This window comes from Kribbella sp. NPDC005582, from assembly GCF_040605415.1.
In the GTDB taxonomy this organism is placed as follows: domain Bacteria; phylum Actinomycetota; class Actinomycetes; order Propionibacteriales; family Kribbellaceae; genus Kribbella.
The window spans coordinates 1,600,290-1,613,802 of sequence record NZ_JBEXCU010000001.1; the positions used below are offsets into that span (position 1 = coordinate 1,600,290).

General features: G+C 69.5%; 15 protein-coding genes. 4 read left to right on the forward strand and 11 right to left on the reverse strand.

The genetic code is table 11. The annotated features are described in order from the left end of the window. Positions 1 to 3: 3 nt before the first annotated feature. The gene (locus ABZS29_RS08015) at positions 4 to 492 is read left to right on the forward strand and encodes a hypothetical protein (RefSeq protein WP_355459627.1); all 489 of its coding nucleotides are present in this window, start codon (positions 4 to 6) and stop codon (positions 490 to 492) included. Here ABZS29_RS08015 and ABZS29_RS08020 read toward each other — a convergent pair. Next, on the reverse strand, positions 489 to 1,364 hold the full coding sequence (locus tag ABZS29_RS08020) for a phosphoribosylaminoimidazolesuccinocarboxamide synthase (protein WP_355459629.1): 876 nt from the start codon (positions 1,362 to 1,364) through the stop codon (positions 489 to 491). The genes ABZS29_RS08015 and ABZS29_RS08020 overlap by 4 nt on opposite strands. 15 nt (positions 1,365 to 1,379) lie before the next feature. Next, positions 1,380 to 2,462 carry an FAD-dependent monooxygenase gene (locus ABZS29_RS08025; RefSeq protein ID WP_355459631.1) on the reverse strand — a complete coding sequence of 361 codons (1,083 nt, stop codon included), beginning with the start codon at positions 2,460 to 2,462 and terminating at the stop codon, positions 1,380 to 1,382. 52 nt (positions 2,463 to 2,514) lie between these two features. On the opposite strand from ABZS29_RS08025, the gene ABZS29_RS08030 reads away from it, so the two are divergent. Beyond that, the gene (locus ABZS29_RS08030) at positions 2,515 to 3,102 is read left to right on the forward strand and encodes a TetR family transcriptional regulator C-terminal domain-containing protein (RefSeq protein WP_355459633.1); all 588 of its coding nucleotides are present in this window, start codon (positions 2,515 to 2,517) and stop codon (positions 3,100 to 3,102) included. Here the strand turns inward: ABZS29_RS08030 and ABZS29_RS08035 are convergent. Genes ABZS29_RS08035 through ABZS29_RS08045 form a run of 3 tightly spaced genes read right to left on the reverse strand, consistent with a single transcriptional unit; the run spans position 3,086 to position 6,761 of the window. After that, positions 3,086 to 3,508 (reverse strand): hypothetical protein, encoded by a 423-nt coding sequence (locus ABZS29_RS08035; protein ID WP_355459635.1) that lies wholly within the window; start codon positions 3,506 to 3,508, stop codon positions 3,086 to 3,088. The genes ABZS29_RS08030 and ABZS29_RS08035 overlap by 17 nt on opposite strands. A gap of 47 nt (positions 3,509 to 3,555) precedes the next feature. Next, the gene (locus tag ABZS29_RS08040) at positions 3,556 to 5,547 is read right to left on the reverse strand and encodes a glycosyltransferase family 39 protein (RefSeq protein WP_355459636.1); all 1,992 of its coding nucleotides are present in this window, start codon (positions 5,545 to 5,547) and stop codon (positions 3,556 to 3,558) included. Continuing rightward, positions 5,535 to 6,761, reverse strand: a complete 1,227-nt coding sequence (locus tag ABZS29_RS08045; RefSeq protein ID WP_355459637.1) for a bifunctional glycosyltransferase family 2/GtrA family protein — start codon at positions 6,759 to 6,761, stop codon at positions 5,535 to 5,537. The genes ABZS29_RS08040 and ABZS29_RS08045 overlap by 13 nt, the downstream gene beginning before the upstream one ends. Positions 6,762 to 6,903: 142 nt before the next feature. Between ABZS29_RS08045 and ABZS29_RS08050 the strand changes: the two genes are divergently transcribed. Further along, positions 6,904 to 8,301, forward strand: a complete 1,398-nt coding sequence (locus tag ABZS29_RS08050) for a hypothetical protein (protein ID WP_355459639.1) — start codon at positions 6,904 to 6,906, stop codon at positions 8,299 to 8,301. On the opposite strand, the gene ABZS29_RS08055 is transcribed toward ABZS29_RS08050, so the two are convergent. From ABZS29_RS08055 to ABZS29_RS08075, 5 genes are read right to left on the reverse strand one after another with little or no spacing between them, the layout of a single operon-like run. Beyond that, a complete protein-coding gene (locus ABZS29_RS08055) occupies positions 8,284 to 8,709 on the reverse strand; it encodes a hypothetical protein (RefSeq protein ID WP_355459641.1) in 426 nt (141 codons plus the stop codon). The two genes, ABZS29_RS08050 and ABZS29_RS08055, sit on opposite strands and share 18 nt — an antisense overlap. Next, entirely contained in the window at positions 8,706 to 9,062 is a 357-nt protein-coding gene (locus ABZS29_RS08060; RefSeq protein ID WP_355459643.1) for a hypothetical protein, read from the reverse strand. The genes ABZS29_RS08055 and ABZS29_RS08060 overlap by 4 nt, the downstream gene beginning before the upstream one ends. Positions 9,063 to 9,065: 3 nt before the next feature. Beyond that, a complete protein-coding gene (gene purB, locus ABZS29_RS08065; protein ID WP_355459644.1) occupies positions 9,066 to 10,502 on the reverse strand; it encodes an adenylosuccinate lyase in 1,437 nt (478 codons plus the stop codon). 23 nt (positions 10,503 to 10,525) lie between these two features. Further along, positions 10,526 to 11,062: a hypothetical protein gene (locus tag ABZS29_RS08070; protein ID WP_355459646.1), complete on the reverse strand. Its 537-nt coding sequence runs from the start codon at positions 11,060 to 11,062 to the stop codon at positions 10,526 to 10,528. Next, on the reverse strand, positions 11,055 to 11,552 hold the full coding sequence (locus tag ABZS29_RS08075; protein WP_355459648.1) for a SigE family RNA polymerase sigma factor: 498 nt from the start codon (positions 11,550 to 11,552) through the stop codon (positions 11,055 to 11,057). The genes ABZS29_RS08070 and ABZS29_RS08075 overlap by 8 nt, the downstream gene beginning before the upstream one ends. A 73-nt stretch (positions 11,553 to 11,625) precedes the next feature. Between ABZS29_RS08075 and ABZS29_RS08080 the strand changes: the two genes are divergently transcribed. Next, the gene (locus ABZS29_RS08080; protein ID WP_355459650.1) at positions 11,626 to 12,165 is read left to right on the forward strand and encodes a hypothetical protein; all 540 of its coding nucleotides are present in this window, start codon (positions 11,626 to 11,628) and stop codon (positions 12,163 to 12,165) included. A 1-nt stretch (position 12,166) separates the two neighbouring features. Here ABZS29_RS08080 and purD read toward each other — a convergent pair whose 3' ends face one another. Continuing rightward, entirely contained in the window at positions 12,167 to 13,444 is a 1,278-nt protein-coding gene (gene purD, locus ABZS29_RS08085) for a phosphoribosylamine--glycine ligase (protein ID WP_355459652.1), read from the reverse strand. Positions 13,445 to 13,513 lie beyond the last annotated feature (69 nt).

The window sequence follows — 13,513 nt, forward strand, 5'->3', positions numbered from 1 at the left end:
GGCATGTGGGCGTGGCAACTGTTGCTGGCGGTGGGCTTCGGAATCGGGTCCGCCATCATCCCGGTGCTGAACGCCGAGGCCTATGTCCTCGGCGCCGGAGTCTCCGGGGCACTCGATCCGGTGGTGGCGGCGATCGGGGTGTCGGTCGGCCAGACGATCGGCAAGGTCGCGATGTTCCTCGCCGTCCGCTACCGCCCGGGCTACGCGGCGCGGAAGTCCAAGGAGCCGAAGCCGGTCGACCTGGACACCCGCTGGGGCCGGTTCGTGCAGTGGAACCGCGATGTCAGCAAGCGCCTGCTCGATGCGATGAGCGACCGCCGCTGGGGCGTCCCGGTCACCCTGCTGAGCGCCTCCGTCGGCATCCCACCCCTGTACGGCGTCGCCCTGATCGGCGGCGCGTCCCGGATGGGCGTGGTCACCTTCGGCCTGTCCGTGCTGGTCGGCCGCGGCGCCCGCTTCGTCCTGCTGGCGCTCGGTGTCGGGCTGTTCTAGGCCGTGAAGGTGCGGCCGGTCAGCTGCTCGTAGGCCCCGATGTACGCCGAGCGGGTGCGCTCGACAACCTCGTCGGTCAGCGGCGGCGGCGCCTCACCGGAGTGTCGGTCCCAGCCGGACTCGTACTGCAGCCAGTCCCGGATGATCTGCTTGTCGTACGACGGCTGCAGCCGGCCCGGCTCCCACTGGTCGGCCGGCCAGAACCGGCTGGAGTCCGGGGTGAGCACCTCGTCGGCCAGCACGATCGTGCCGTCCGGGCGGGCGCCGAACTCGAACTTGGTGTCGGCCAGGATGATCCCGCGCTCCTCGGCCATCGCCCGGGCTCGCGTGTAGATGTCCAGCGTGGCCGTCCGCAGTACTGCGGCCGTCTCCGCGCCGACGGTCGCCACGACCGCGTCGTACGAGACGTTCTCGTCGTGCTCGCCGAGCTCGGCCTTGGTGGCCGGGGTGAAGATCGCCTCGTCCAGCCGCGACGCCTCGACCAAACCGGCAGGCAGCGGGATCCCGCAGACCCCGCCGGTCGCCTGGTAGTCCAGCAGTCCGGAGCCGGTCAGGTAGCCGCGCGCGACGCACTCGACCGGGAACATCTCCAGCTTCTCGCAGATCACCGCACGACCGGCCACCTCGGCCGGTACGTCGGTGGAGATGATGTGGTTCGGCACCCCGAGCTGCTCGAACCACCACAGGCTCATCGCTGTGAGCACCTTGCCCTTGTCCGGGATCGGCGTGCTCAGGATCCAGTCGAAGGCACTCTGCCGGTCGCTGGCCACCATCAGCAGCTCGCCGGACTCCAGCTCGTACAGGTCGCGGACCTTGCCGGAGTGGATGTGCTTCGCACCGGGGATCTCAGGAGCCTGCGGAGGTGTGGTCACGCCCCGATTGTTCCACTAGCCCTTCCGCCGGAGTGCTGCCGCTCCCCGAGCCACGCTGGACCCAGCCCACACCAGTACGTCGCGTGCCCCGATCGCGAGCGGGTTGTCGAGCTGACCGACCCGACCGATCTGCCGGGACCGCTTGACCAGCTTGGTCGCGGCGGGACGCCGCTCGGCGTCGTACCGGGTCAGTGCGGTGACCGGGTCGGGCGCGGAGCTGAGGTGGCGAGCCAGAGCGCCAGCGTCCTCGATAGCCGTGCAGGCACCGCGGCCCATGTTCGGCGTCATGGCATGGGCTGCGTCGCCGAGCAGGGCGATCCGGCCGGCCGCGAACGGGACCAGTGGCAGCGGTAGGTCGTAGATGTCGTTGTGCAGGGCTGTCTCGGTTGCGGCCAGGACAGTCGGGATCGGGTCGTGCCAGTCGCCGTACCGGCGGATGACCTCAGCCAGATCACCACTCTGGCCGGCCGGCTGATTGGCGGTCGCGTACCAGTACGTGCGCCCGTCGACGAGCCGTGCGACGCCGAAGCGCTGCGCTGGTCCCCACGTCTCGCCGCCGCTCTCCACCTGTGCCTCCGAGACACCCCGGTACGCCGTGTAGCCGGAGTACTGCGGTCCGGCGTACTGCGGGTAGAGCGCCGCACGGATGGCACTGCGGAGTCCGTCGGCCGCCACGACCAGGTCGGCCCGGAGCTCACCGTTGACCAGCACACCGGTCTCGTCCTGCGTCACCGTCTCCACCGGATACCCGGTCCGGACTGTCACCGCAGGACCGAACTGATCGGTGATGAGCTCATGCAACTGCGCCCGGTGGATCATCACCGGCAGCTCGACCCCCAGATCAGCCGCGCCGACCAGCCAGCGACCGCTCGGCTTCCGCAGCCCCATCGGACCGGACAGAGCAGCTGCCTGCTCGACGCCCTTGACTCCGAACTCCGCCAGTACGGCAGCCGCCCCCGGCCAGACCGAGATTCCGGCGCCGACCTCACCCAGCGCGTCGGCGCGCTCCAGCACGGTGACCTCCCAGCCACACCGCTGCAACGCGACCGCCGCGGTCACCCCGCCGATCCCCGCCCCCACCATGATCGCTGTTCCCATGAGGAGGACTCTACATCTGTAGAGGATGGCTGGGAAGTGCGAGACTGACGGCGTGACGAAGCAGCCACCTCTGGGGGCGGACCGCCGGGATGCCATTGCCGACGCCGCGATCCGGCTGGTCGCCACCCGCGGGCTCCGCGGACTCACCCACCGGGCCGTCGACGGCGAAGCCGGGCTACCGCCGGGCTCCACGTCGTACTACCTGCGGACCCGCAGCGCGCTGCTCGCCGCGTGCGTGAACCGGATGCTGGCGCGCGACGTGGACACGGTGGCACCGGCGCAGACCAAGCTCGCTCCGGCCGAACTGGTGGTCGCGATGGTCGTCGGGCTGGCTGCGGAGCGGCCGGCCGATCTGATCGCGCGGTACGAGCTCTCGCTGGAGGCGAGTCGTCAGCCGGAGCTGCGAGCCGCGATCGACGCGGGCGGACGGCAGTTGCGCGAGATGCTCGGTCAGCTGCTCGGACAGCTCGGCGTACCGGATCCGGAGCGCGCCGCGTGGCCGCTGGCGGCGATGCTGGACGGTCTTCTGTACGACCGTGTCGCGGGAGCCGGGTCGACGCTGAGCGAGGCGGAGTTCGAGGACGGCGTACGGCGTGCTGTCGCCGCGGTGCTGGATGGGTTGGTCAGAGGCGGCCGGTGAGCGTCACCCAGGTGAAGTAGCCGGACCCGAGCAGTACGCCGACGTGGCCGAGGAGCGAGAGACCGGCACCCGATCCCCAGGCGTCGCCATGGGCATCCTCCGAATGCTTGCCGCCGCTCGGTAGCCAACGGGCCAGGAGCAACAATCCCACCACGGCCAGCAGCCACCAGCCGGCCAGACCGATCAGCGCGATCGCGCGGCGACCGGTGACGAGGGCAACGATCCACACCAGCAGCGTGAGCACGCCCGCGACGGTGTGAATGCGGAGCAGGGCAGCCGAATATCCGACTGCCCCACTGGCCCGGCCGGTGCCGTCGACAACGGCACCTCCGAGCCTGACGCGCGTCAACAGCACGACGACCGCACCGAGCGCGGTCAGGAACCAGGTGACGTTCGACCATTCCACCCCACGATGCTTACCCCACTCCGCACCGGTCACACCACCCCTTGCCTTCAATTACTCCTGGTGAGGTCGTACACAGTGGAGGTGCCGACCGTTTGAGCCTGGAAGTTTTCGGATACCCAGGTGGAGATCTCGGACGAGATCCCATTGCGACCACCGCCGAAGCCACGACCATTGCTGCCCACGAAGTAGTGCACCTTGCCCTGAGCAACCAACTCTTTGAACTCCGCCAAGCTCGGTGCGGGGTCGGTCCCGTTGAACCCACCGATCGCCATGATCGGTACCTCGGAGGCGATCTGCAGGGGCGCAGCGCCGTTCGCGGTGACTGCAGCGGCGGCCCAGGTGTAGCCCTTGGCGCCTTGCTGCAGCAGTGTCACCAGTTCGCTCGACACGTTGCTGGTGCCGGCACCGCCCAGGAAGCCGCCGCCACCGCCACGGGCCCCCGTCGCCCCTCCCGCCGCTCCGGGTCCGTTCTGGCCGGTCGTGCCGCCGGGCGGCATCTGGCCACCTGGCGGCATCTGCCCACCCGGTCCGCCGCGGCCACCCATCCCGCGCATACCGCCGACACCCGCCGGCCCGGCTGAAGGCAGAGCACCGGCGTGAGCAGTTGCGATCGTGCTCACCGAGTACGCCGTCGGCCCGGCCAACGCCGTCACCGCGAGCAACGTCGCCGTGAACAACCCCACCCGCCGGCCAACCGCTCGGCCCAACCCAAGCTCCGGCACCACCAGCAGCGCACCCACCGCGATCACCCCGGTCACCAGCACCACCCAGCGCAACCACGGATTCCACGCCGGCGTCTCGTTCAGCAGCGCGAAGCTCCATCCCGCGGTCAGCAAGATCCCGCCAGCGAGCGTTGCTCGTGGCAACCATTCCGCCCGGCGCCGCCAGAGCACCGACATCGCCGCACCGATCACAGCACCGATCGCCGGCGCCAGCGCGATCATGTAGTAACTGTGGATAATCCCTTGCATATAGCTGAAAACCAGCCCGGTGACTACCAGCCAGCCGCCCCACAGAATCGCGAACGCCCGAGTCCGATCCGTCCGCGGCGCCTTACCCGCAGCAACAACCAGTACGACGATCGCCAGCAGCGCCGCTGGTAGCAACCAAGCGATCTGCGAAGCGAACTCACCACCGAACAGCCGCTGCAATCCGGTCGCGCCACCCCACCCGGGATTGCCCGCTCCACCACCGACCGACCCAGTCTCGTTCCCGTTCAGCCGCCCAAGACCGTTGTAGCCAAGGGTCAACTCCAGAATGCTGTTCGTCGATGACCCACCGATGTACGGCCGCGCCGACGCAGGTACCAGCTCCACGATCGCGATCCACCAACCAGCGCTCACGATCATCGCGACCAGCGCGAGTCCGCTGTGCACGATCCGCTTCCCGAGCGCGGACCGGCCAGCCACCAGATACGCCAGCCCGAAGGCGGGCAGGATCAAGAACGCCTGCAACATCTTCGCCAGGAACCCGAAGCCGACCAGAGCACCGGCCAGCAGCATCCAGCGCGCCGCGTGCTTCTCGGAGTCGATCGCCCGAGTGACCGCCCACGCCCCGGCACACAGCAGCATGATCAGCAGCGCATCCGGGTTGTTGAACCGGAACATCAGTACGGCGACCGGCGTCAGCGCGAGAATCCCGCCGGCCAGCAATCCGGCATTGGCCGAGAACCAGCGCCGTACCGAGACGTAGACGAAGCCGACGCTCGCGACACCCATCAAGGCCTCGGGAACCAGCATGCTCCAACTGCTGAAGCCGAAGATCCGCCCGGAGAGTCCCATCACCCACAGTGCGCCCGGCGTCTTGTCGACGGTGATGAAACTCGCCGAGTCGAACGCCCCGAAGAACCAGGCCTTCCAGCTCGTCGAACCAGCCTGAACAGCGGCCGCGTAGTACTCATTGGCGTAGCCGTTCTTCGACAGTCCCCAGAGGTACGCGATCGCGGTGAGGATCAGCAGGCCGCCGTACAGGGCCTTGTCGCGGCTCAGCGTAAGTGGCCTGGTGATCACTCGCGGTCTGGATTCGGTCAGTGTCGCCATGTCAATTGCTCCTGAGGTTCGAAGGAGGGCAGGGTGGGTGCGTCGTCGTCGAAGACCCAGGCCTGGAAGAGGCTGAAGCGGACGATGGTCGCGGCCAGGTTGGCGACGGTCAGCACCGTCACCTCGACCACTTGGTGCGGCGCGGAAACCGCTGTGTGCAAGAGCCACAAGGCGCAGGCGGTCAGGCTCCAGCCGATCCCGAAGGTGACGAGACCGCGCAACTGATGCCGCCATCGGCCCTCGACTCCGCGGACGCCGAAGGTGATCCGGCGGTTGAGTGCGGTGTTGCCGATCGCGGTGACGAGCAGCGCGAGCAGGTTGGCGACCTGCGCCGGCATCCCTTGCCGGAGCACGAGATACAGCAGCGCGTACGCCGCCGTGCTCAGTACGCCGATCGCGCAGAACCGCAGTACGCGCGCAGCCAGCGCCGTCCGTGGATCGAGCACCCGCGGCCGCCCGTACGTCGCTCTGATCGGCTCGAGGTCGACCCGGCTCCGAGCGAGTCGCGCGATCCCCCGCAGGTCCTCGCCGACCGTCTTGGCGATCGCGACCCGCGAGTCCAGGTCGTCGATCCAGTCGACCGGGACCTCGTGGATCCGCAGCCCGGCCCGTTCGGCCAGCACCAGCAGTTCGGTGTCGAAGAACCAATTGGTGTCCTCGACGTACGGCAGTAGCTCGCGGGCCACCTCCGCGCGGATCGCCTTGAAACCGCACTGCGCATCGGAGAAGTGCGTACTGAGAGTTGCTCTCAGCAACAAGTTGTACGAGCGGCTGATGAACTCCCGCTTCGGTCGCCGGACCACCCGCGACCCGTTCGACAACCGGGTGCCGATGGCAACATCACTGTGCCCGGCGATCAGCGGCGCGACCAGCGGCAGCAAGGCGTTCAGGTTGGTGGACAGATCCACGTCCATATAGGCGAGCACGTCGGCCGTCGACTCCGACCAGACCTGCTTGAGCGCGCGACCGCGACCCGGCTGTTGAAGCCGGACGACCCGGACCCCGGGCAGCTCGACCGCCAGCAGCGCAGCGATCTCGTACGTCGCGTCCGTGCTGCCGTTGTCGGCGATGCAGACCTCGGCCGGATACGGGAAGGCGGTGTCGAGGAACTCCCGCAACCGCCGGATGTTCGGGCCGAGGTCGTGTTCCTCGTTCTTGACCGGGACGACGATCTCGACCCGTCGCGAAGCACTGGGATGACCTGGTGTCTGCATGTCTTCGAGCCTGTCCGGGCAACCTGTGCCGGTCCCTGCGCACGGCTGGGAGTTGGCTGGGAGTCGCGACATGCGGGGCCGGGCAGGATGCCGACCGGCACCCTAAAGTGGCAGCAACTTCCATTTCTGCCTGGGGGGCACCATGGTCGACTCCGCCGCACAGCGCTTCGCCCGGATCACGGGTGTGGAGCGACCGGCGAAACCGAAGATCCTGATGGAGCGTGCGGTGGTCCTGGGCGCGAGCATGGCCGGCCTGATGGCCGCGCGGGTGCTCAGCGACCACGCCGACGAGGTGCTGATCGTCGAGCGGGACACGACCGGCGACTCCACCGAGCCGCGGCCCGGCGTACCGCAGGGAAGTCAGGTGCACGCACTGCTGCCGGCCGGACATGCACAGCTCGATCGATGGTTCCCCGGTTTCTCCGCGGAGGCCCTGGCGGCCGGCGCTGTCGCCCCACCCCCGGAACAGAGCCTGACCTACATCAACGGCGAGCTCCGCCCGCCGCTGCCGCCGGGAGCGCTCGGCGAACCTCTGATCACCACCCGGCCGTTCCTGGAGGCGATGGTCCGCCGCCGGACGCTCGAGATCGGCAACGTGCGGCTCGTGCACGGCCGGGCCGACGGGATCGAGATCGTCGACGGGCGAGTCACCGCCGCTCGCTATCAGCCTGACGGCACCGACATCGTCACCGTGCCCGCCGATCTGGTCGTCGACGCGACCGGCCGCTCCAGCCGGCTCAGCGACTGGCTCGGCCAGGCCGGCTGGCCGCAGCCGCCGATGTACCGGATGCCGATCAAGCTCAACTACGCCAGCGCGCTGTTCCGGCGCGACCCGAAGATCTCCGAGATCGGTGTCTCGCTCTCGCAGAACCAGCCCGGCAGCGGCCGGCCACTGCGCCAGGGCGGCATCCTCACCGTGGAGGGCGACCGCTGGCTGGTGCTGGTCGCCGGGTACGCCGACGATCGGCCGACCCGCGACATCGAGGACTTCCGGAAGCGCTGCCGCACGGACTACCCGACCGAGTTCGCGCGGATCGCCGAGTACGGCGAACTGATCGGCGAGGTGCAGACGTACCACCAGGCCGACAGCCGGCGCCGCGACTACCACGAACTGGAGCGCATCCCGGCCGGCCTGATCGTGGCCGGTGACGCGGTCGCGTCCTTCAATCCGCTCTACGGGCAAGGCATGACGTCGGCGACACTGCATGCCTCGTGCCTGTCGGCGTACCTGTCCACGAACCCGGATCTGACGCAGCCGGCCCGCGCGTACTTCGACGACGTCAGCGTGGTCGTCGACGTCGCCTGGCAGCTCTCGACCCTGGCCGACCTGGCACTCCCCCACGTGGACGGGCCGTACCCGCGCGGCTATCGGCTGACGAAGTGGTTCTCCAGCTTGATCTTCGCCGCAACCGCCAAGGACAGCGACCTGAACGTGCAGTTCAACCGCGTCACCACGATGCTCGACCACCCGACCGCGCTCGCCCGGCCGGGCTTCATCCTGCGTGCACTCCGGTTCGCGTTGCTACCGAGTACGGCGTAGCCAGAGCAGCCCGAGAACCGGCAGCACCAGCGGCACGAACCCGTACCCCTGCCCGAAGTGCGACCACACCGTCGCATCCGGGAAATCCTCCGGTACGGCGTAACTGAACGCGCCGACCCCGAGTACGCCGATCAGCTCGATGGCGATCGCGATCGTCGCCACCCGCCGGGAGAGCCGGGTCGCCTTGGCCAGCGCGAAGGTCGCCGCGCAGTAGATCACCGCGGCCAGCGCCGAGAGCAGATACGCGATCGGCGCATCCGAGAACTGGATCGCGATCTGCACGCCGGCGCGGGCAGTCGCGGCCAGCGCGAAGATCCCGTAGACGAGGACGAGGACGCGCCCCGGCCCGCGCCGAGTGGCACCCGGATCCGAGTGGGAGGGGGCCGCGCCCGACCCGGGCGTGCTCATGCGACCCAGATCTCGTGCAGGCGGAGCTCCAGCACTGGCACCACAAAGCAGGCGACGGCTAGTGCTCCCGCACCCCAGCGGCTGCTTTCGGCGAGTGCCCAGAGGGCGCCGACCGGCAGGACCAGCAGCGAGCCGATCAGATAGCCGACGAAGAACGGACCGGAGACGTCGCGGTCCGTGCCAACCAGCTGCACGATGCCGACCACGAGCTGCGCCAGCAGACCGACCTCGACCACCCCGAGCACGGTCAGCAGCGACCAGTTGATCCGCTTGTCGCGGGCCGCCAGCACGATGGCATAGGCCATCGCGGCGAGGGACAGCCCGACCAGGGCCCAGGTAAGCGGTGCGAACACGAACTAGAGGATGTCACCCGGGGTGTAGGCGGCGGCCTCGGGGTGGCGCTTGGCGAGCTCGTCGATCTGGGCGACGACCGCGCCGACCTGGGCGACGGCCGCGCCGGTGAAGGAGAGCGGCTCGCCGACGATGCCGACGATCTGCTCCTCGGTGAGGCCGAGCCGGCCGTCCGCGCCGAGGCGGTGGAACAGGTCGTTGGCCGCCAGGCCCTTGCGCAGATCCAGCGCCGTCGCGACCGCGTGCTCCTTGATGACCTCGTGGGCGGTCTCGCGGCCGACACCGTTCTTCACCGCGGCCATCAGGACCTTGGTCGTCGTCAGGAACGGCAGGTACCGCTCGAGCTCACGGCTCACCACCGCCGGGTAGACGCCGAACTCGTCGAGCACGGTCAGGAACGTCTCGAACAGACCGTCCAGCGCGAAGAACGCGTCCGGCAGGGCAACCCGCCGTACGACGGAGCAGAAGACATCGCCCTCGTTCCACTGGTTGCCGGCCAGCTCACCGGCCATCGAGGCGTAGCCGCGCAGGATCACGGCCAGGCCGTTGACCCGCTCACAGGACCGGGTGTTCATCTTGTGCGGCATCGCCGACGAGCCGACCTGGCCCTCCTTGAAGCCCTCGGTGACCAGCTCGTGCCCGGCCATCAGCCGGATCGTGGTGGCCAGGCTCGACGGGCCGGCGGCGAGCTGCACCAGCGCGGAGACGACGTCGTAGTCCAGCGACCGCGGGTAGACCTGACCGACGCTGGTCAGCGTCTTGCCGAAGCCGAGGTGCTGGGCGATGTCGCTCTCCAGCTTGTCCAGCTTGGCCGGGTCCCCGCCGAACAGGTCGAGCATGTCCTGCGACGTGCCGACCGGGCCTTTGATGCCGCGCAGCGGGTACCGCTCGATCAGCTCCTCGAGCCGGGCGATCGCCGCCAGCAGCTCGTCGGCCGCGGACGCGAACCGCTTGCCGAGCGTGGTCGCCTGCGCGGCCACGTTGTGCGAGCGCCCGGTCAGCACCAGCGCCGCGTGATCGGCCGCCAGCTGCCCGAGCCGGACCGCCGTCGCGACCGCGCGGTCCCGGACGAGCTCGAGCCCGGCCCGGATCTGCAGCTGCTCGACGTTCTCGGTGAGGTCCCGGCTCGTCATGCCCTTGTGGATGTGCTCGTGCCCGGCGAGTGCGCTGAACTCCTCGATCCGCGCCTTCACGTCGTGCCGCGTGACCCGCTCCCGGGCCGCGATCGACTCCAGGTCGACCTGGTCCACGACCCGCTCGTAGTCCTCGACCACCCCGTCCGGCACGTCGACGCCGAGCTCCTTCTGTGCTTTCAGTACGGCGAGCCACAGCTGCCGCTCGAGCACGATCTTGTGCTCCGGCGACCACAACCGGGCCATCGACAGACTGGCGTACCGCGAGGCGAGAACGTTCGGGATCCGGGGCTTCACAGGGCTCGACACGCCCCCATTCTCCCAGAACCCCACTACCGCACGGTCAGCAGACCACAGAGCTCACCACTGCAGACCCGATACTGTCCCGGCCCGGCCTCGTCGGGCACCACCAGGACGAAGGGTCCAGGCCCCTGATAGGCCGGAATGACCAATCCGGTGCTCAGCGTGCCTTCCGTCGTCTTCCAGGAAGCCGGCCCGATGGTGACCCCCGGCGCCTGGCCGCGCAGCGCAAACCCGTGCGGTGACTTGATGACCGGATGCATTCCGAACATCACGCCGCGGCTGATGCCGTCGGGGAGGGTCGCGGTGAACCGCTGCTTCGGAGCGACGGTCGCCGGGGTGAGCACCAACTGTTGAGCCGGTGGCGGGGCGGCCGGTACGACGTCGGGCCGGCTCACCACCTGGCTGCCGACCACCGCCACGACCGCGACCGCGAGCGCCGCCGACCAACCCGCCGTACGGCGATGTGTGCGGCTGCGGGCCGTGGACACGACACTCTCGAAGTCGCCGACCGCTTCGTCGGCCCGGCGGTCGGCCAGCGCGCGGAGTTGTTCCTGCAGGTCAGGCATGGTCGTCACTCCTCAGCAACAGGGATGCGGACAAGGTCTCCCGGGCTCGGGACAGGCGCGACTTGACCGTGCCTTCCGCGATGCCGAGCACCTCGGCGACCTGGGCGACGCTCAGATCGCAGACGTAGTGGAGGACGACGGCTTGCCGGGCCGGCATCGGCAACGCGACCAGTGCTCGTTCGAGATCGCCGCCGTACTGGTCGGCCGGATCCGGGGCCGGCGTGGGCGCCAGCCGGTGGAACAGCTGGGTGAACCGGCCTCCGTCGCGATGCCGGTTGGCGGCCAGCCGGACCGCGACCAGGCGCACCCACGCCTCTGGCGCGTCGTACCGGGAGACCTTTCGCCAGCGCGGCACGAGCCGGACGAACGCCTCTTGGACGATGTCCTCGGCCTCGGCTCGCGACCCGGTCAGGAGCGTGATCACCCCGACCAACCGGGGCTGGTGCGCGGCGTAGAACTCCCGCAGCTGGTCGAGCTCTGCCGTCCTCATACCCGCTGACACCCCCGAGCGGCCTGACCGGTTCCATCAGAGTATGACCCTCACTCAGAGTCACTCTGGTGTCATGAAGAGGCTCACGGACTACGAGGCCGCCTGGGTTCTCGGCGGCGCCGAGCGGGTAGCGCTGACCATGTTCGTCACGATGGTGACTGCCGGTCAGCTGGAGGTCGCCTGCAAGCGGCAGCGGGTGAAGGAAGGCGAAGCGCCGCTGACCGCGGCCGAGGGTTCGGCGGCGCTGCGGATCGAGACCGCCGCGCTCGACTTGCTGCCCGAGTCGGGTCTGCCGGTCGACGAGTTCGTCGCCCGGCTGGCCGCCAAACCGGCGATCAAGACGCTCGATGCCGCTCTGTCCACACAGGGCGTCAGCCGGCCGCGCGTGCTGCCGCGGTTCAGCCCGTTGCATCGCGAACTGCGCGAGCAGCCCGCGACCGGCGTACGGCGGGTGGCCGTGCTCGGCGTCGAGGGGATCGAGGACGCGCGGTTGCGCGACATCTTCGAGCATCCGTTGCCGGACACCCCGAAGTACGCGAAGGTCCACCCGATCCGCGACAACACCTTCGACGGGACGATCGGGCCGACGCCCGGCATCATCTACGGGCCGTAGGTCAGACGGTGATCTCGCCGCGGGCGGCCTTCAGCGCGATGTCGGTGCGGTGCTGGGAGCCCTTGATCCGGATCTGGCCGACGGCGGCGTAGGCGCGCTGGCGGGCCTCGTCGAGATCCTTGCCGGTGGCACTGACCGCGAGCACGCGGCCGCCCGACGTGACGAGCTCGTCGCCGTCGAGCGCCGTACCGGCGTGGAAGACGCGGACGTCGTCGCCCTCGGCCTGGTCGACGCCGGAGATCGTGTCGCCGCTGCGCGGGCTGGCCGGGTACTTCTTGGCCGCGACCACGACGGCGACCGCGGAGCCGTTCTTCCAGCTCAGCTTGTCGTAGTCGCCGAGCTTGCCGGTGGCCGCGGCGTGCAGCAGGCCGCCGAGCGGGGTCTTCAGCATCGGCAGCAGGGCTTGGGTTTCCGGGTCGCCGAAGCGGCAGTTGAACTCGATCACGCGCAGACCGCGCGAGGTGAGCGCGAGACCGGCGTACAGGAGGCCGCTGAACGGCGTACCGCGGCGGCGCATCTCGTCGACGGTCGGCTGCAGCACCTTGTCGGTGATCTCGGCAACCAATCCGTCCGGTGCCCAGGGCAACGGAGTGTAGGCGCCCATGCCACCGGTGTTCGGGCCTTCGTCGTTGTCGCCGAGCCGCTTGAAGTCCTGTGCGGGCTGCATCGGCAGCACGGTCGTGCCGTCGGTGATCGCGAACAGCGACACCTCGGGACCGTCCAGGAACTCCTCGATCAGCACCTGCTCACAGCCGGCCGCGTGCGCGAGCGCCTCGTCGCGGTCCGACGTCACCACGACGCCCTTGCCGGCGGCGAGCCCGTCGTCCTTCACCACGTACGGCGGCCCGAACGCGTCGATCGCCTCGGCGGCCTGCTCGGGCGTCGTACAGACGTAGGCGCGGCCGGTCGGCACACTCGCCGCGGCCATCACGTCCTTGGCGAACGCCTTCGACCCCTCGAGCTGAGCGGCGTCCTTGGACGGCCCGAAGACCGCGATCCCGGCCGCGCGGAGCGGATCGGCCAGCCCGGCGACCAGCGGCGCCTCCGGCCCGACGACGGCCAGATCGGCGCCCATCTCGGTCGCCAGCGCGACCACGGCGTCGTGGTCAGAGATGTTGACCGGACAGCAAACAATCGTTTGCCCGTCGTACGCCGGATGCAACACGGCGATGCCAGGGTTGCCCGGGGCCGCCACCACCTGCTCGACCTCCGGGTCCTGGGCCAGCGCCCAGACCAGTGCGTGCTCGCGGCCACCCGAACCGATCACCAAGACCTTCACGGGCGCTCAGCTTAGCGTGCCCTGGTCGTTCCGGCCCCGGGCGGTGTAAGACTGCGCTCTGACTGGAGG